The organism is Synechococcus sp. PCC 7336 (assembly GCF_000332275.1).
Classification (GTDB): Bacteria; Cyanobacteriota; Cyanobacteriia; order Thermostichales; family PCC-7336; genus PCC-7336.
The window spans coordinates 2,622,098-2,637,738 of the sequence record NZ_CM001776.1; the positions used below are offsets into that span (position 1 = coordinate 2,622,098).

8 protein-coding genes are annotated in these 15,641 nt (G+C 53.5%); all 8 read right to left on the reverse strand.

Annotated features, from left to right (window positions below; translation table 11 throughout):
- Nucleotides 1–313: 313 nt before the first annotated feature.
- On the reverse strand, nt 314–1,684 hold the full coding sequence (locus SYN7336_RS12545) for an ATP-binding protein (RefSeq protein ID WP_017326298.1): 1,371 nt from the start codon (nt 1,682–1,684) through the stop codon (nt 314–316).
- 81 nt (nt 1,685–1,765) lie between these two features.
- Entirely contained in the window at nt 1,766–2,515 is a 750-nt protein-coding gene (locus tag SYN7336_RS25705) for a DUF4157 domain-containing protein (RefSeq protein WP_017326299.1), read from the reverse strand.
- Between the two features lie 51 nt (nt 2,516–2,566).
- Complete coding sequence (locus tag SYN7336_RS12555) at nt 2,567–3,553, reverse strand: tetratricopeptide repeat protein (protein WP_017326300.1); 987 nt, start codon at nt 3,551–3,553, stop codon at nt 2,567–2,569.
- Nucleotides 3,554–3,618: 65 nt separating this feature from the next.
- Nucleotides 3,619–7,431, reverse strand: coding sequence for a DUF4157 domain-containing protein (locus SYN7336_RS12560; RefSeq protein WP_017326301.1), 3,813 nt, complete (start codon nt 7,429–7,431; stop codon nt 3,619–3,621).
- The gene (locus SYN7336_RS29795) at nt 7,428–8,510 is read right to left on the reverse strand and encodes a YbjN domain-containing protein (protein WP_017326302.1); all 1,083 of its coding nucleotides are present in this window, start codon (nt 8,508–8,510) and stop codon (nt 7,428–7,430) included. Before SYN7336_RS29795 ends, SYN7336_RS12560 begins: the two co-directional genes overlap by 4 nt.
- Nucleotides 8,511–8,732: 222 nt before the next feature.
- A complete protein-coding gene (locus SYN7336_RS12570) occupies nt 8,733–9,224 on the reverse strand; it encodes a hypothetical protein (protein WP_017326303.1) in 492 nt (163 codons plus the stop codon).
- Entirely contained in the window at nt 9,215–13,855 is a 4,641-nt protein-coding gene (locus SYN7336_RS31885; RefSeq protein ID WP_026100951.1) for a DUF4157 domain-containing protein, read from the reverse strand. Before SYN7336_RS31885 ends, SYN7336_RS12570 begins: the two co-directional genes overlap by 10 nt.
- 4 nt (nt 13,856–13,859) lie before the next feature.
- Nucleotides 13,860–15,617, reverse strand: a complete 1,758-nt coding sequence (locus tag SYN7336_RS28000) for a contractile injection system tape measure protein (RefSeq protein WP_017326304.1) — start codon at nt 15,615–15,617, stop codon at nt 13,860–13,862.
- Between the last annotated feature and the right edge of the window lie 24 nt (nt 15,618–15,641).

The window sequence follows — 15,641 nt, forward strand, 5'->3', positions numbered from 1 at the left end:
ACCCATCAAATTCCAACTGGTATTTCCTGTTGCTAGAGCAACTGATACTGCATTCAGGTGATTGGTGCGGAATGAGCAGGGCGGCATGGTTCAAGAACTGGTGTTTTTGGGTAACACTTCGAGCAGAGTGCAGATCTCACAACAGCCAATTTGGTAAGGGTTTGAAGCTTTGATGATTGACCAAAAGTGTTACCCTCACCCGAGCCCTGCCACCCCGACCAAAGCGCCCAAACCCCAAACTCCAGTTGTCCTTTGGACGGGGAGGAGCAATGCTCGACAGCAGCAGAGTGGGACGATCGAGAGATGGCTGCGGTTAGACGATCTTGCCCACCTTGCTAAATTCCCGCTTGATGGCCTGTGTGATGTCATTCTGCTGAATGACGGCCTTCCCCCCCCGTTGCAGGGCTTTTAAGCAGCAATATTGAACCACGTTGGTAATATCGGCACCCGTGAGTTCGTACTGGGTGGATAGGGTTTGGAGATCCACGGTCTCATCTAATTCCACTTGTTTGGGAAACCCTTGACCCCACAATTGCGATCGCTCTTTGAGACTGGGCATAGGGAAATGAATAATCGATTGAAAGCGGCGCACAAAGGCTTCGTCAATGTTGCTTTTGAAGTTAGAGGCGAGGATGACAAGGCCGTCGTAATTTTCCACCCGCTGGAGTAAGTAGCTGACTTCTTGGTTGGCATATTTATCGTGGGCATCTCGAACGTTGGTGCGCTTGCCAAAGAGGGCGTCGGCTTCGTCAAAAAATAAAATCCAATCCCGCCCTTCAGCCCGAGCGAATAGGTTGGACAGATTCGTTTCTGTCTCGCCGATATATTTGCTCACCACCATCGAGAGATCGACCAGGTACACTTCTTTGCCGGTGTATTTGCCTAGTAGACTCGCGGTCAGGGTTTTGCCAGTGCCGGGGGGACCGTAAAACAGGGCTCGGTAACCCAGTTTGAGGGTCTTTTTCATGCCCCATTCGTGCAGCAGGGTGGGGGAATGGGCGATCCAGGCTTCTAAATCGCGAATTTGCTGTAGGGTCTGGGCGTTGAGCACCAGATCGTCCCAGTCCATTTCGGTGGTGATGTGGCGGGCGGGAAAGCGGGTGCTGAATTGCGGTTGAGAAAATTGCCCTTGGGTGAATAGGTCGATGTAGTCAGGGGCGATCGCCAATTTGCCACTCATGAGGGGTTCCCCTTCGGCGGGGAGATCGAGGTAGAGGATGCGATCGCGGGCTAAGCGGCTATCCGAGCCCAAGAGCTGTTGCAGTCGCAGGCGATCGCCGAAGTCGTCTCCGGCCAAGATAAACAACACGGTCTCTCCAGTGGGCAGAAAGCCGCGATGGGATTTTCCTCGCCAGCCGCCAATTTGAGGATAGTCTCCCGCTTGGGGCAGTTGGGCGGTAATGGTGCGATCGAAGAAGTCGGGTTGTAGGTGGGGGGCTAGCGCGATAAATAGGGCGATTTGGGCGAAGTTGTCCAGTTCTTGCTGGCGGATGAATTGGGCTAGGGGGGTGTCTCCTTCCAGCCATGCGTTGCTGGGGTGGGGCATGGGAGGAGGGGCGGTGCCGTTGCGGTGGAAGGTGGCTTCGATGCGCCATTGGATGACTCGCGCTAGGTAGTCGAGGGCCTGTTCTAGGCCGCGAGTGTTGGCGGCGGGGAGGGTTCTGGGGGCTAGGAGGGTTGTCATGGAAGTAAGCCCGAAGGGAAAACAGGGGTCGGGGAAAGGGGTCCGATCCGCATTAAGAGACGATGGGGAGACTAGCGATCGCTAATTCGTATCTGACTGGGTTGGTTTGGGTTTGGCTTTGTTTTGCTGCACGACATGGGCGAGTTCGTGGGCGAGCAAATGTTTGCCGTCTTTGGATTGGGGGTCGAATTTGCCTTGGTTGAAATAGAGGTCTTTGCCTTGGGCAAAGGCTTGGGATTTGAGTTGGCGGTTCATGTCTACGGCGTCGCCGTCGGTGTGGATGCGCACGTCGCTGAAGTCTCTGCCAAAGTGGGCTCCCATTTCGGCACGGGTGCGATCGGGCAGGGGATTGCCCGAGCCTTTCGTTGGGCGAATGCGATCGACTAGGGCAGGTGTAGCGGTTGGTGCGCCTGACTCCGATTTCGTTTGAGCCATCTCCTCTTCTTCAGATTGCATTTGGAGCTTGGTTTGAGCCATCTCCTCCTCTTCTTGCATTTGAAGCTTGGCTTGAGGGGCTTCTTCCTCTTCCTCCTGCATCTGGAGTTTGGTCTGGGCCATCTCCTCTTCTTCAGCTTGGCGGTGTAGGCTTTCTTCGGGTTTCTGTTGAACGGGGGAGTCGGCTTGTCCGTTCACAACCGAGTCAGCCACAGTATCTGCTTCTCGCTCGAATTTATCGCCGGGTTTGCCCATCTCTAGCTTGGTCTGGACGGGGGCTGGAGCGGCTGGGGAGAAGAAATTGCGATCGCCGGAGCGAGTGCGATCGAAAAAGGGTTCGCGGCTTTCTTCGAGTTTGGAGGTTTTGCGGTGGGGTCGAGATTTGCGGTGGGACATGGGATTCTCCTACTGGAATGAGTGATGCGAAGGGAATCGCGAGGGCGATCGCTAAATCTGGGTGTCTAAATAGGTGTTGGCTTTGATGCCATACTCGTCATCGTCTCGCTGACTCAGTTGTTGCAAGATCGCTTTTGCCGTCTCGACATCCCCCTGTTGTTGCAGTGTCAGGGCTTTGTAGTACAGGGCTTTGCTGAGATCGGGCTCTCGTTCGAGAGCGCTGTCGAACTGCTGTAGGGCGGTGTCCAACTCCCCAGCGGCCAGTTGAAAGACCCCTAAATCCACCCGAGCTTTGAGATTGTGGGGGGCGATCGCCACTAGACGCTGTAGTTCTAGCTGAGCTGCCTGCGAGTCTCCGGCGGTGGCGTGGGCGAGGGCTAAGTGGTAGCGAGCGGTTTCGTGCTCGGGTTCTAGACCCAATGCCTGTCGGAAGATGTCTCGGGCGATACTCAGATCTTGGCGCATGAGATAGACAATGCCCAGTTGCGCGATCGCGTCGGTATGGGTGGGATCGACTTCGAGCAGGGCTTGAAAGACGCCGATCGCCTCAGCATATTTCTGCTGCATCGCCAACACCACCCCCAAACCGTAAATGTTGTCGAGATTGTCGGGATTGATGTCGATCGCCTCTGCCCAGGCTCGTTCTGCTGCGGAGAGACTGCCGCTCAGTTGAGCGATTTTGGCGATGCCTGCCCAAGCCTGTTCGGTGCGCGGGTTCACCTCTACTGCCCGTTGCAAACTGTGCAAACCCGACTCGATTTGCCCCAGACTGACGAGGGAATTGCCCAAGTTGAGGTGCGCAGTGGCGTCTTCGGGGTTGGCGGCTAGGGCTTTTTCGTAATAGGCGATCGCCTCTTCGTGCCGGTCTTCATACGCGTAGGTATAGCCCAAGTTATTCAGGGTGCTGGAGTTTTGGCTATCGAGCTCTAAGGCGCGATCGTATTTGGCTCTGGCGGCGGCGATATTGCCTTGGAGGAATAGCTCTACCCCCTGGTTGTTGAGGTCTTTAGCAGTCAACTCTTCAGTCATGGCAGTCATGGGAGGTTCTAGTCCTGTAGAAAGTTTAGAGACAGAGTGGGACAAGGGGCGATCGGCACGCCAAGTTAATCCCTTTGACTTCGAATATCTTTAATCAGACCCTTCACGAAACTTCTGGCGTTAATCTTGGGAGTCTTCCATTCAATATCTGAGAAGGAAATATTGAAGGGCTCTCCCTCCTGGTAATGCATGGGCCATGTCATCCCAAAAGTCATATCGGGGCCGTATTCATATCGGGCTAAATTCCATCGCCATGTCTTGTCCCACCAAGCAAACCAAGCTTCGATCTCGCCATCGATCGTAAAGACAAACTTCGGCTGAACTGCCACATCGAGGAGGGCATCGATCGCCAGTCCAGACTTCGGTGACCAATCGATATTGATGCCCAGACTGGGCACCTCATCCAACTCCAAACCGCCAGACAGGATCAAACTGCCATCCACCCCACCAATGACGGCATTGAGACCGATACCCGCTTTGACAAACAGTGAGGCTCCCGCTTTCACCGGCATCGCCAGTGCTCCCCCTCCAGTGACGCGGGCTTCTTCGGGATGGGCAGGGTTGTATTCCAACCCTAACTCCAACCCTCTCAGCTCTGCACCAATGCTGGCAAAGACATCGAGACCTCCACCAATGCTGGCCTTTAACCCAATACTCTTAGGACCCACCGGAATGGCAAAGATGGGAATATCCACTGTGGGGATCGGCAGCACGTTAGTCTTCGGTATGTCGAAGTCGAATATCGGAATGGAGTTGGGCACGGCAAGCTTGCCAGATACCACCATTTCGCCATTGGGCAAGAATTTGACTCCGACAGTGCCTTTGAGCCAAGGAGTGAGCTGAGCGGTGAGAGAACCGCTGCCGAAAACCAGGAAGGTATCGGTGGGGTCGCCCGTGGGTTGACCGCCATCGTCGAGGGCTCGGTTACTCGCTCCCACCTTAATCTCGCCGGAGAGAATGTTGCGGCTGTAGGAAGCCATACCTTCGATGGTGAGGGCACCGTTGTCGTATTCCACCGAGAGGGACGAGGTGATACCGGGGATATCGGCTTCGGCAGTCCCTTTAGCGGTTACTTGATAGCCTTTTTCGCCTGCGACTTTGGCAACTTTGGCTGTAACCGAACCACTCTTGATGCCAGGGATATCTTGTTTGAGACTGAACTCACCCGCAATTTCCCAACCGCGCTCCGAAGACTCGACAGATAGAGAGCCTTTTTCAACTCCGGGAATATCTAGCTCGGCCTCGCCACTAGCGCTAAAGGTATTTTCAGCATATGAAGCCGTAATTGTGGCTGACTTTACGCCCTTGACTTTGCCAGATGGAATGCCAATAACTCCCGACATCCCAAATTTCTTATCCTGATAAGTTACCGAAATATTGGCTGGATCGAATAGCTCTGTGTCAAAGTTAAATTCACCTTCTAAAGCAAAGCTATCTTTGCTTCCAGCCCCTCTAATGGCACCATCGCCAACTCCTTCGATTCCAAAGAAAAGCTCCCCAGCAATCTGTAAACCACTGTTCGTTCCCAAAGCAACCGTCAGGGTAGATCCGGTTACTGAGAAGGGAGATGGAATAGAAAGATCTCCTATCGAGAATGTTTTTTCAGCTCGAAGATCGTTGCCGGCGAGAATAATATCGATAGAAGCATCGCCGATTAATGGTACTGTGGGAGATACTCGTCCTCTCAGAACTAAGCCTTGATTATCGAACCCAATTCCATCAGTCTGAATTGGACTTAATGCTTTAAGAAGGATGTCGAGATTTTCCAATCCGCTCTTGTCGATGTAGCCAGCATATTCCAATCCAGGCAATTTCTTGACAGATAATCTAATCGGATTGCTGCCGATAAGTTTGGCTTTATCTCTTTGATGTTTAAACGGCAGACCCCAAATGTGGCCTAACTCATCTCCTTCTTGTTTGGGATTGAAACCAATTTCTGTTACATAGAAACCTTTGATTTGCTCGTGGTCTCGTTTCTTTTGAGGTTCTTTAACCGTCGTACTGGGGTCCTCCCATGAGAACCAAGCATTCGGACCTCCAAAAGCATTTAGATAGACAACGAAGCGGGTCGAGGACCCCATCACACGTTCGTTCTGTAGCGTATGTTTGGAGAAAATACTTGTTTTAGGTGGCTTGGGGTCAGTGATGTCATAGAGACTCAGTTGAGAACTACCGAGTAAGGCATCTATATGTTCACCAGCTTCAACTTGAGCTTTGCTCCATCGGGAAACTTTGCCTTTTGGATCTTCAAGGGAACCCATGGGAGCCCCTTCAAAGGTGATGTCGTAGTTTTTGAGAATTCCTTTTTTACCTTTCTTTCGATCTCTCTTGTGTAGCTGTGTACGACCTCCAGCTTTGATGAATTCATTCACTCGCTTATGGATGTCGGCAGAGATGGTTCCTCCAGAACTCGTGTTAGACTTGCCATCGAGCATTTCATAGTTGTCGATTTCATTCGCCCATGCCCCCGCAGTTCTCGGCCAGCCCGAAACTTGTAGTTCGACGATGTGATCGACGTGATGAATTTGAAATTTCTTTTCCCTATTCCAAAATGGACGAAGTAACCCTTTAGCGAGATTTTTGGGGGTTCCCATTCGAAAAAAGTCGAGGTTGCTTTGACGGCCAATAGTCTTTTTACGCTTGATTGGGGCCTTTTTAAAGCCAACACCGTAAAGTTTGTTGGGGTCGAAGTTAAAGGGGGCAGCTGTGAGTTTTTGCTCGATGCCATCTGGTTTTACCGCACTTTCCCATTTTTGCACTTGTCCTGGAGTCTCACCTTTGATGACGCCTCTGGCATAACTCTGCGCGCGGAAGAGGGAATGGCTGTTATATAGACCCGCGCGATTGATGCCGCCGTCTGAAGAGAGTTTGAATGGAGGGACTCTTAACGGTCCTAGTTTGATTTTTGGAGGTTGTGAGTCTAGATCGACTGGGTCGCTAGTTTCTGGATCGGTATTATTTCCAGCCGGTGTATCGGTGCTTCTTTGTAGGAGCTTCGTCGCGATCCTTTCTCCTTGTTGGAGAACGTGGGTGAGTTCGTGGGCGAGGAGGCGTTTACCGTCAGGAGCATCGGGAGAATACTGTCCGGTGTTGAAAAAGATGTGTTTGCCGTGGGTGAAGGCTTTGGCTCCCAGACGTATTGAGAGTTCGGCAGCGGTTCCATCTGTGTGGATGCGCACTGACTTGAAGCTTGTACCAAACTTCTTTTCCATCTCTGCTAGCACGCCATCTGCCAGCGGTTGACCGCCGGATTTGGCGGCGGCGATCGCCTCTTCGATTTGTTTATCGACGACCTGTTGGTTGGTGTTGGTGATGGCTTGGGTTTGAACGCGATCGATCGCATCCGCCTGCTTCTGCAACGGCTGAGAGTCACTGGCAGTGACAACACGATCGGCGATCGCGTCTGCTTGCCGTTCAAAGCGATCGCCTGCTTGACCCACCGTCAATTTGGGCTGAAAAAAGGTTTGTGTTAGGGGAGACCTAGGGGGATCGGGGGATGAAGGGGGCGGTGGAGTTCCGGCAGTATTCAGCTTGGCCTGTACGTTATCGGCCTCCTCGGTGGGAGACTCTTCTGCCTGCATCTCCGGTCCTGTCTCTTGGCGTTGCAACTGGACCGGAGGGGAGGCATCTCGATCGCTGTCGAATGCTGGCATTCGCTGTAGCTGAGTGGCAGAAGAATTATCTTGCTCGCTCTCAAACGCTGGCATTCTCTGAACGCTGCCGCCATCGCCGGAAGCTGCGCTGAAAAAGGGAGCGGTTGGCGCGATCGCGTCCCCCGAGAAAAACGAACTATCGCGATCGCCTCCAAAAAAGGATGGATCGTGGGTGGTTTGCCGCGACTGACTTGCACTTTTGGGTTTAGTGTCGGGGTTTTTCATCGCGACAACTCCAGTCCTGGATCTAGAGATCGTTCGTCCTGAGGCGGTTCTTCTGAAATCGATGCAGTTGGGGAGGGGGCATCGCCATAGATGGTTGACAGGATGCCGGGTAAATATCGATCCATCATCGCTACATTGGTATAGACCAAGGGCTTGAGAAGCGATGCAGAGAGGCGATCGCCTTCAACATCAATACTGGTTTTGTAGTGAATATCGCCCGAGTCAAAGTCCATCTCGAAGTTGCCGAGAATGTTGCCGTAGTTGGCGCGGGTGATGAATTCGGCCATAGCCAGCCGCTTGTCGGCTGGGGCGTTGACGGGGCAAAGGGAGTAGAAGATGAAGTCTTGTCGCTCTTCGCTGGCGATCGCGTAGCAGGTCCATTTGCCGTTTTCCCCTTCAAAGGCGAGTTGTAGGGCGGTTTCGCTGTCGGATTCGGCGTAGGGCCAGCCTTCGGTATCGAAGAAGTTTTTGACGGTTGCTAATAAGGGGGGATCGTCCTCTAGTTGGCGATCGAGTTCGGTGAGGGTGCGATCGAGGGCGGTTTCTAGAGTTTGACCGATCTCTTTAATGAGTTGGTTGGCGGTTTCTTCTGCTGTTTCGACGAAGTTAGATTCGATCCATTCAGTCAGAAATTCCGTCGCTTCTTCGATGAGTTTTCCGCCTGACGTGGCGGCTTCGTAGAGGGTATGGGGGTTGATGTGATGCCAAAAGGTTTCGTAGCCGACTTCGCCGGAGTCTTGGGTTTGTTTGACGCTGAGGCACAGCCAGTTTTCAGTTTGCAGGAGGGGGTCAGGTTCGGTTGCTGTGGTTGGAGAGGCTTCGTTAGTGGACTCTTGTAGTTTGGTGTGGGCTTCGCTGAGGCGTTGGAGGTAGGAGGCAACTCGCTCTGGGGTGTCGTAGTCTTGAAGGTGCGAACAGTATTCGGGTTTTAGGGTGACGGTGAGTTGGATGGGACGATCGCGATCGAATTTAGCGCCTTGGTGGGCACCGCGCAGGGCGGGCTCGCTGTTGAAAAGGGACTGAGACTCGATGATTTGGTAGAGGTCGTAGGGGAGATCGAGGATGAGGTGATAGTCCATTCCAGCAGCCCTATCATGCGGTAATAGCCTTACCTCAAGAATTCTAATCCAACATGAAAAACCAGGACCATGAAACTCTAATCTTGGTGTAGGTGGATCGCCTTCTTTCGAAATATATGTAGAGGAACTTGACATAGTCTCTATCACCTCAAAAGAGCCTGGACATGATGAACAAATAAGCCTTTAGATAATCTGCGCCTATAAATTAATGAATCTGAAATTTTATGCTTTTCTTAGAGAATACATATTGGTGGTTTTTTTGTGATAGTTTATTTCTCCTGATTTTTTCAATTCATCTAGTGTCTTAAAGATCAGATTTGTAAGATTTTCGTTATTCTGTTCAAGGCGTAATCTGATGGTAGGTATTTCCACAAATTTACTCTTTGAGGAAAGTGCCCATTGAACCCAGTTGGTAAACCAATAAGGATCAAATCTATTTAGGTCTGGTGCATTCCACTCAATGCGCTCGTCTGTTTCTTTATGAATCAGTCGGCATCCTCGACCATGAATCAGGTACGTCCATTCTTTGTTATCCCCCCAATCGCCCAATGATGTGGATTTAATATACTCTTTTGACGGTCGGGAAATTTTTCCCTCTGACATTGAAATCAGATCTGGTCGTACTGTCTTGAGAAGATCGAAAGCTATTCTCTGACGATCGACAAACCGTTTAAGCAAAAAATAGATTTCCGACTGAATTAAATTTAGCGCCATTCTATATCCCTCCAGCTAAAGATAGCTTCATAGTTTTCTGTGCTCGGGTCGTAAGGTGGGAAGGCTTCCCTATGTTCTCCTGAGATATTAACTGCTACATTACTTAATCTAGAAGCGACGAAGCGATGGTGTCCTTCATCAATGACAACATGGGTAACTCCAGGGAAAACATCTATGGGAGGGAAGGGAGAACCGGCACAAGCTTTAGAGGCAAATTTAACAACATCTGCTCGTATTGCATGGTCCTGATTGGGTTTTACTTGTTTGCCGTTGATACTATATCTTAGTTTCGAGCTGGCAATCACTTGGTTAACACTCTTGCTGCCAATCTTCGCCTCCATACTGGCTTCGCTACAATCACCCAGGTCTTCATCAGGGGTCTGACCATTAGGATTGACTTTTCCTTCGATGTGGTATTTACCCGTTTTGATTTTGATCAATTTTAATGACTTGAGCCTATGAGTAGATTTAATCTTAGGCAACTTTTTATTAACTTGTTCTGGCGTCGCTCCTTTTGCTTTTAAGAGTTTCTGAGATTTTTCTAGAGCTTTATCTAAGTCCTTTTGCTTTTGATTGGGTGTCCGCTTGTCAGGTTTATTGTCCTTCCCTTTGAAAAGTCCTTTTGCTTTCTTAGCAATAAAGTCGATCGCCTTATCCAATATCTGGCGAACCTTGTCTCGAATCTTATCAATAATACGTTTCACCGCCTTGCCAACACCACCCAGTTGCAACAGGCGGGCGAGGAACGACAGAATGATGGGCACTGTTTTTGCCAGTGCCTGTTCGATAAATGCCGATGCCTGACCGACAGCACCATTGGCAATGTTGGCGATCGAATTGATAATCGATTTGACAAACTGAATAATTCGGTCGATGTTCTCCACAAAGAACATCACCACGTCATAGATCGTCATGACGGCTTTAACGATCGCCCCTGCCGGATTCAGCATCAGCGCGATATTGAGAATGGCCTTCTTCACCACCTCCGCAATCACCCAATCGCGAATCCCCTCCATCACGTTCTGTTTAATCTCAGCAGCCTTCTCCTTCAGCATGTTCCACAGAGCAATGGGGCCATCCTGCTTCACTGCCTGGAGGATCTCGACTCCCTTCTCGGCAGCCGCCACTACGGGTTCGCCGACCTTCGCGGCCAGCCGTTCGCGCACCGTATCGTAGTTGAGTCCCAAAACCTGCAACACCAGCGAGAATATGCCCCTGAGGTCGAACGTCTCGGGTAACTGGATATTCAAGTCCCCCATCGCACCCGTCAGCCAAGACACCAAACCGTTGAGCAGGTGCTTCTTGATATTGCTGACAAACAGGTCCATGCCGCCGCCGACAGCTTTGAGCAAATTGCCCAAGAAGCCAATCGGGTCGGTGACAATCTTCTTGATGACGGCTTTGCCCTTGTTGATGACTTCCATCAAGGGACCGGGATCGAGACCCGCTTTTTCCAAAGCCCATTTGAAGAACTTGATGGCGGCATCGAGCAGCAGATTGCCCAGCTTGTTGACCAGGCCCGCCATGTCCTCTTTCATGGCCTCGATTTTCTTATCGATCGCCGCGATCGCCTTTTCCTTCTGGTCGCACAGCTTCTGCTGTAGCTTTTCTTTTTCCTCATCGATATGTTTGTCGAGATCGGCCAGTTTCTTCTCCGTCTCCTTCTGGGCATCTTCACCCGCCTTGCGCAGTTCCGGCCCCAGCCCAGCAACAAATTCCTCAATTTCAATGCGGGCATCTTCGAGGATCTGTTTGCACTCGTCGATCGTCTTCTGATTCTGCTGGTCGATCTCGACGATTAGCCCGTCGATGTTCTTGATAAAGGCTTCGCGATGGCGATCGAAGATGCGCTGCACTTCGGGGAAGTTGCCCACATCCTCCCACTGGTCCTTAACCCAGGCCCAAGCACCCGACAGGCCAGAATAGCGATCGCTCTTCCAATCATCAATATCCCGGTTAGCATCCCGCTCGAACTTGGCAGAAAACTTCGCCTGTCCCAAAGCAAACGAGACCAAGGCTTTGGTTTCGAGGAACTTGAGCTTGCCATCGACCTTTTTCTTGGCACCCTCGTAAATGCCGTTAATTTTCTTAGTGACCGCCTCCCGTTTCAGCTCCATCGCGGTCTTGGTGGTCTTCTGCTTATTGGCAGAGGCATCCAATTCCTGCTGGCGCTTATCCTTCATGCTCTTCTTGGCGCTGTTCTCCTCTTTCTGAAGGTCGGATTTAACTTTCGATTGCTGCTCTTTGGCAAAAGACTTGATTTGGGTGGGCTGGGTGGCAACCTTTTCGTCTAGGTCAGAGCGTTCGCGGTTGGCCTCCCCTAGCTCGCCATCCTGCACTTGCTCGATTTCCGCTTGCAGGTCGGAGCCAACGCCTTCTTCCGCGTAGATATTGTCCGCTTGTTGGGTGAACTCGCTGACATCCACATGCTCTTCTTTTAGATCGGGCACTGCCCCTTCGCCCAAGTTCAGCGCAGGCGTTTCAGGAGCTTGTTCGATCTCCGGTAGCGGTGTCGCCGCTTCAGGCGGGGGGGCCGGAGGAGCATTCTCAATTTCTTTGTAGGTGCCTTGGATTGCGCCCACGTCTGTCTGGCTTTGGGCCAAGACTTGATTGCCCATGACGGAAGCTTTTTCTTCCGGCTTGAAGTTATTCAGGGCGTCCAGATCGGTCGGAACGTTGGCATCGATCGCTTGGTTCAGTTCCGAACGAGATGCTTCCTTGTCGGGGGTGGGGGCTGAAGTCTCGTCGATCGTCTCGACTTGGCTGGCGTTGGCGCGGGATTGGCCTTCTTTGGCAGGGGGTTCGACGGCAGCTTCGAATTGTTGGCGCTTGTCGGCAGCGCTGTCGTGGGCGGCTTCGTTGTCGGCTAATTGTTGAGCTTTGGCAGCACCGTCGTTGCAGATACCGGCACTGGCGTCATCTAGGTCTTTGCCGACTTCGCCCTTCGCTTTAGCTTTGCTGGGTTTGAGTTTGTCGGGGGGGGTAGGGGTGGGCTCGGCTACCCGTTTTTCGGCGTTGGGACTTTCGGGGGTTTCTTCGGGGGGTGGGGGTGTTGTTTCGGGTACTTGGGCTTCGGCGGCTTCTAGAGCTGCTTGGCCTTCCCGTTCAGCTTCTTCTTTGGCGCGTTGGGCGGGGATGGGGTCGGTGGCTTCTTTGGCAGAATGACGGCTTTCTTCCAGTTGCTTGGCTCCGTCGTATTCTTCTTCCCGTTGGATGAAGGCTTCCCGCTGAATGAAGGCTTTGGGCTGAATATCGAGGGGTTTGCGTTGGGTGCTGGCCCCCTGCTGGACGGTGTGGGTGAGTTCGTGGGCGAGTAGGTGTTTGCCTTCGGGAGAGTTGGGGTTGTGTTGCCCTTGGTTGAAGTAAATATCCGAGCCGTGGGTGAAGGCTTTGGCCCCGAGGTCTTGGCTCAGTTGCACGGCATTGCTGTCAGTGTGGACGCGCACGCTGCTGAAATCAGTGCCGAAGGAGGATTGCATCTGCGATCGCGTGCCGTCCTCTAATTTGTTGCCGCCGCCACGACTGCTGTGCAGTTTCGCAGCCACATCTCCACTGGCGCTAAGGCTGCCATCTGCTTGTTTTTGCAGGGCTTTGGCTTGAAGGGCTTTGGCTTGAAGGGCTTTGGCTTGAAGGGTGTCTTCACTGGCGCAGGTAGCACATTTGGCTTGTAGGGCGATCGCCGGTAGCCGCTGCAAGGAGGGCGGTGTGGTTTTGTTGGGTAGAGGGGTGTCGGCAGCAGATGCGTCTGTGGCTGAGTTTGACTGAGCGACGACGCGATCGGCCATGTCGTCGGCTTCGCGTTCGTAGATATCTCCAGGCTGACCAACCTTGAGTTTGAATTGCGGCGCAGGCTCTGCCGCTCGATCTTCGCCATCGTCGGGCGACTCGAAGGCGGGAACCTTTTGAACGTCAGGACGTTTTTTGTCGAGATCGTCCTTCTCCTCCCGTTCTTCTGCTTCACACTCCGCGCATTGGCTTGGGGCAGCGGGGGTTGAAGTCTTGGCTGAGGTTGGGGCAGTGGCTTGGGAGGCCGCGTCTGACTGAGTGGCGGAGTCTGACTGAGTGGCAGAGTCAGTCTGCGCAGAGAGATTAAGGGTTGAGAGGAGATCGGATTGGGATTCGGTGTTGGGCTGTGGCAGAGACTCCCGCTGCACCACGGGTTCTTCACTCTTGCTCTCCAGCTCCGGCTGCTGTTCCAGTTCAGGCTGCTGTTCCAGGTCTGGAGCCCGCTGAACGGCGGGCTCTTCGCTATTGCCCTCGAAGGCTGGAACCCGCTGTACTATCGGCTCGGCTGTCTGACTTTCGGGTTCTGCAACCCGCTGAACTTCTGGCTCTTCGCCGCTACCTTCAAAGGCGGGAACTCGTTGGACTGAGGGTTGGCTCGTGGGGGCAGTGAAGGTGGGGGGTGGGGCTGCTGGCGCGAGGCTCGACAGTGAGGGACGGAAAAACAGAGGGCGATCGCCGTTAGCCTGCCGTTGCAGTAATCCTCCCGCCTCGTTAGAAAAGAACGGCTGCCGTTCAACCGCATTGTCCGACTCGATACTCTGCTCGGCGGTGGGACCGAAGAAGGGTTTGTCGCTAGTGGCTTGCTGTTGGCGACTGCTGGTTTTGGTGGCCTCGGCGGTTTTCATGGCATTAACTCCACTCCACCGTTAGCAAGCAATCCATCCAGGGCAGCTTCACCATGCTCAGTCCCCAGGGCAGACGGGCGAGCAAAATATCCAGAGAGGTTTGCTCCACATGCAATTGCCAGTCATGGCTACTGGTACGGGTGAGTTTCCCCTGGCGCTGCAAGAATCCTTGGCGCAATCCGTCGGGGCTCGCGCTTTTGAGCGCACCCCAGCGATCGATCGCCACTTGCAAGAGATGTTCCCCTTCTTCCAGAGCAGCGGCAGGTAAGGCGATTGGCGCGATCGGGTCGTTGAGGGGCCAATTGCAGAGCAGCTTGGGCAGCACCAAATCCACTTCTGCTCCGGCGGGGTCTCCCGTCGCCAGCCAATGCATCAGATAGACCGCCGTTTGGCGGGCGGATTCATCCCGAAATTGACTGTCTGCGAGTAGGTCGATCGCCTCGAAGTAGATCTTGAGGAACGGATGCAGCAGCACTAGCCCAGCTTGAGGGATATAGATCCCAGCCCGTTCTTCCTCGGGCGAGAGGGCGGAGGGTGCTGCGTTGAGAGGAGAAGCTGATGCGCGATCGCCTGTCGTCAATTGAGAAGGTAGCGGTTCACTGTCTGCGGATCTCTCGCGAGGGGGCGATCCCGCCGTTTCAGCAACGGGGTCGGATTCTGGTGAGACGCCTTGCACTGCATCAGGTGTGGCCCCATCCCCGGAGACTGGTTCGGGAGAACTGGCGGGTTGGGCAGCAGGGGAAAGAGGCGAATCGGCATCAGTTCTAGGTTCGGGAGCCGATCGAGCCTCTGTTTCGGAAGGTTCGGTCGGAGTTGAGGCGATCGCGGGCAGGCTGTGCGCGATCGCCTCTAGCCACAGCGATCGCTGTACAGGAGAAAAGTCGGCGATCGCAGCGAGTAATTGCTGGTGCAGGCGGCGATCGGGTGAGGTTAGCGGCTCGATCGGTTCGGTTTCGGCAGATGCTGAGGGAAACCACTGCGATCGCCCTTCACGAACCACCTGCTCCATCCAAGCTCGTGCCCAACTGACAGCGGGGAGAAGACTGCTGACAGGGCGATTGGGGACAATCTCGGCTAACAGCAACTGCACAGCCTGCCGCTCTAAATCGCGGCGGGAGCGATCGCCCCAGTCCAATGCCTGCAATAGTTGCTGGATTTGCGATCGCAACAGTGGCCAATCGCTCCAAGCGGGTTGTAGCTGTAGCAGCAGACTCTCTTGCAACGGCTCGGGCAACTGGACGGCAAACCGCTGGCGGGCGATCGGGCTAGTGCCCAATACCTGCCGCACCTGCTCCACCCAACGAGAGACGGGTTCGGCAACCGCCTGCTGCCAGCGAGCCACCGTCGCGGACCAACTGCCCGAGGTCTGCCACCAAGGCAGGCGACCGTATTGCAAAAAGAACTGCAACACCTCCCAATGTGCCTCTGTCCTCTCCCGCAGAATGGGGGGACTCTCGTCCACTCCGCCATCGGAGTAGCCCCCGATGCGATCGCGCAGTACTTGCTCCAATTGCGCCAACAGGCGCGGCACCCAGTCTTGCGGTAAGGACTTGGGAGCCACATGGCCCACATCCAGCACCACGCGATCGAGTCGCAGGGTGCGATCGGGTTCGGAGAGGCGATCGAACAGGATCTCTAACTGAGGCAACATCTCCTGCTGCACCAGTTGATTGACATCCTCTTGCAGACTCCAGACATCCGCCAGAGGGCCGGTGTCGAGATCGACAATCGTGCGTCCGATGATGTGGTGTTGAGGGGGCATAGGGGTCAACCGCGATCGCGGCAT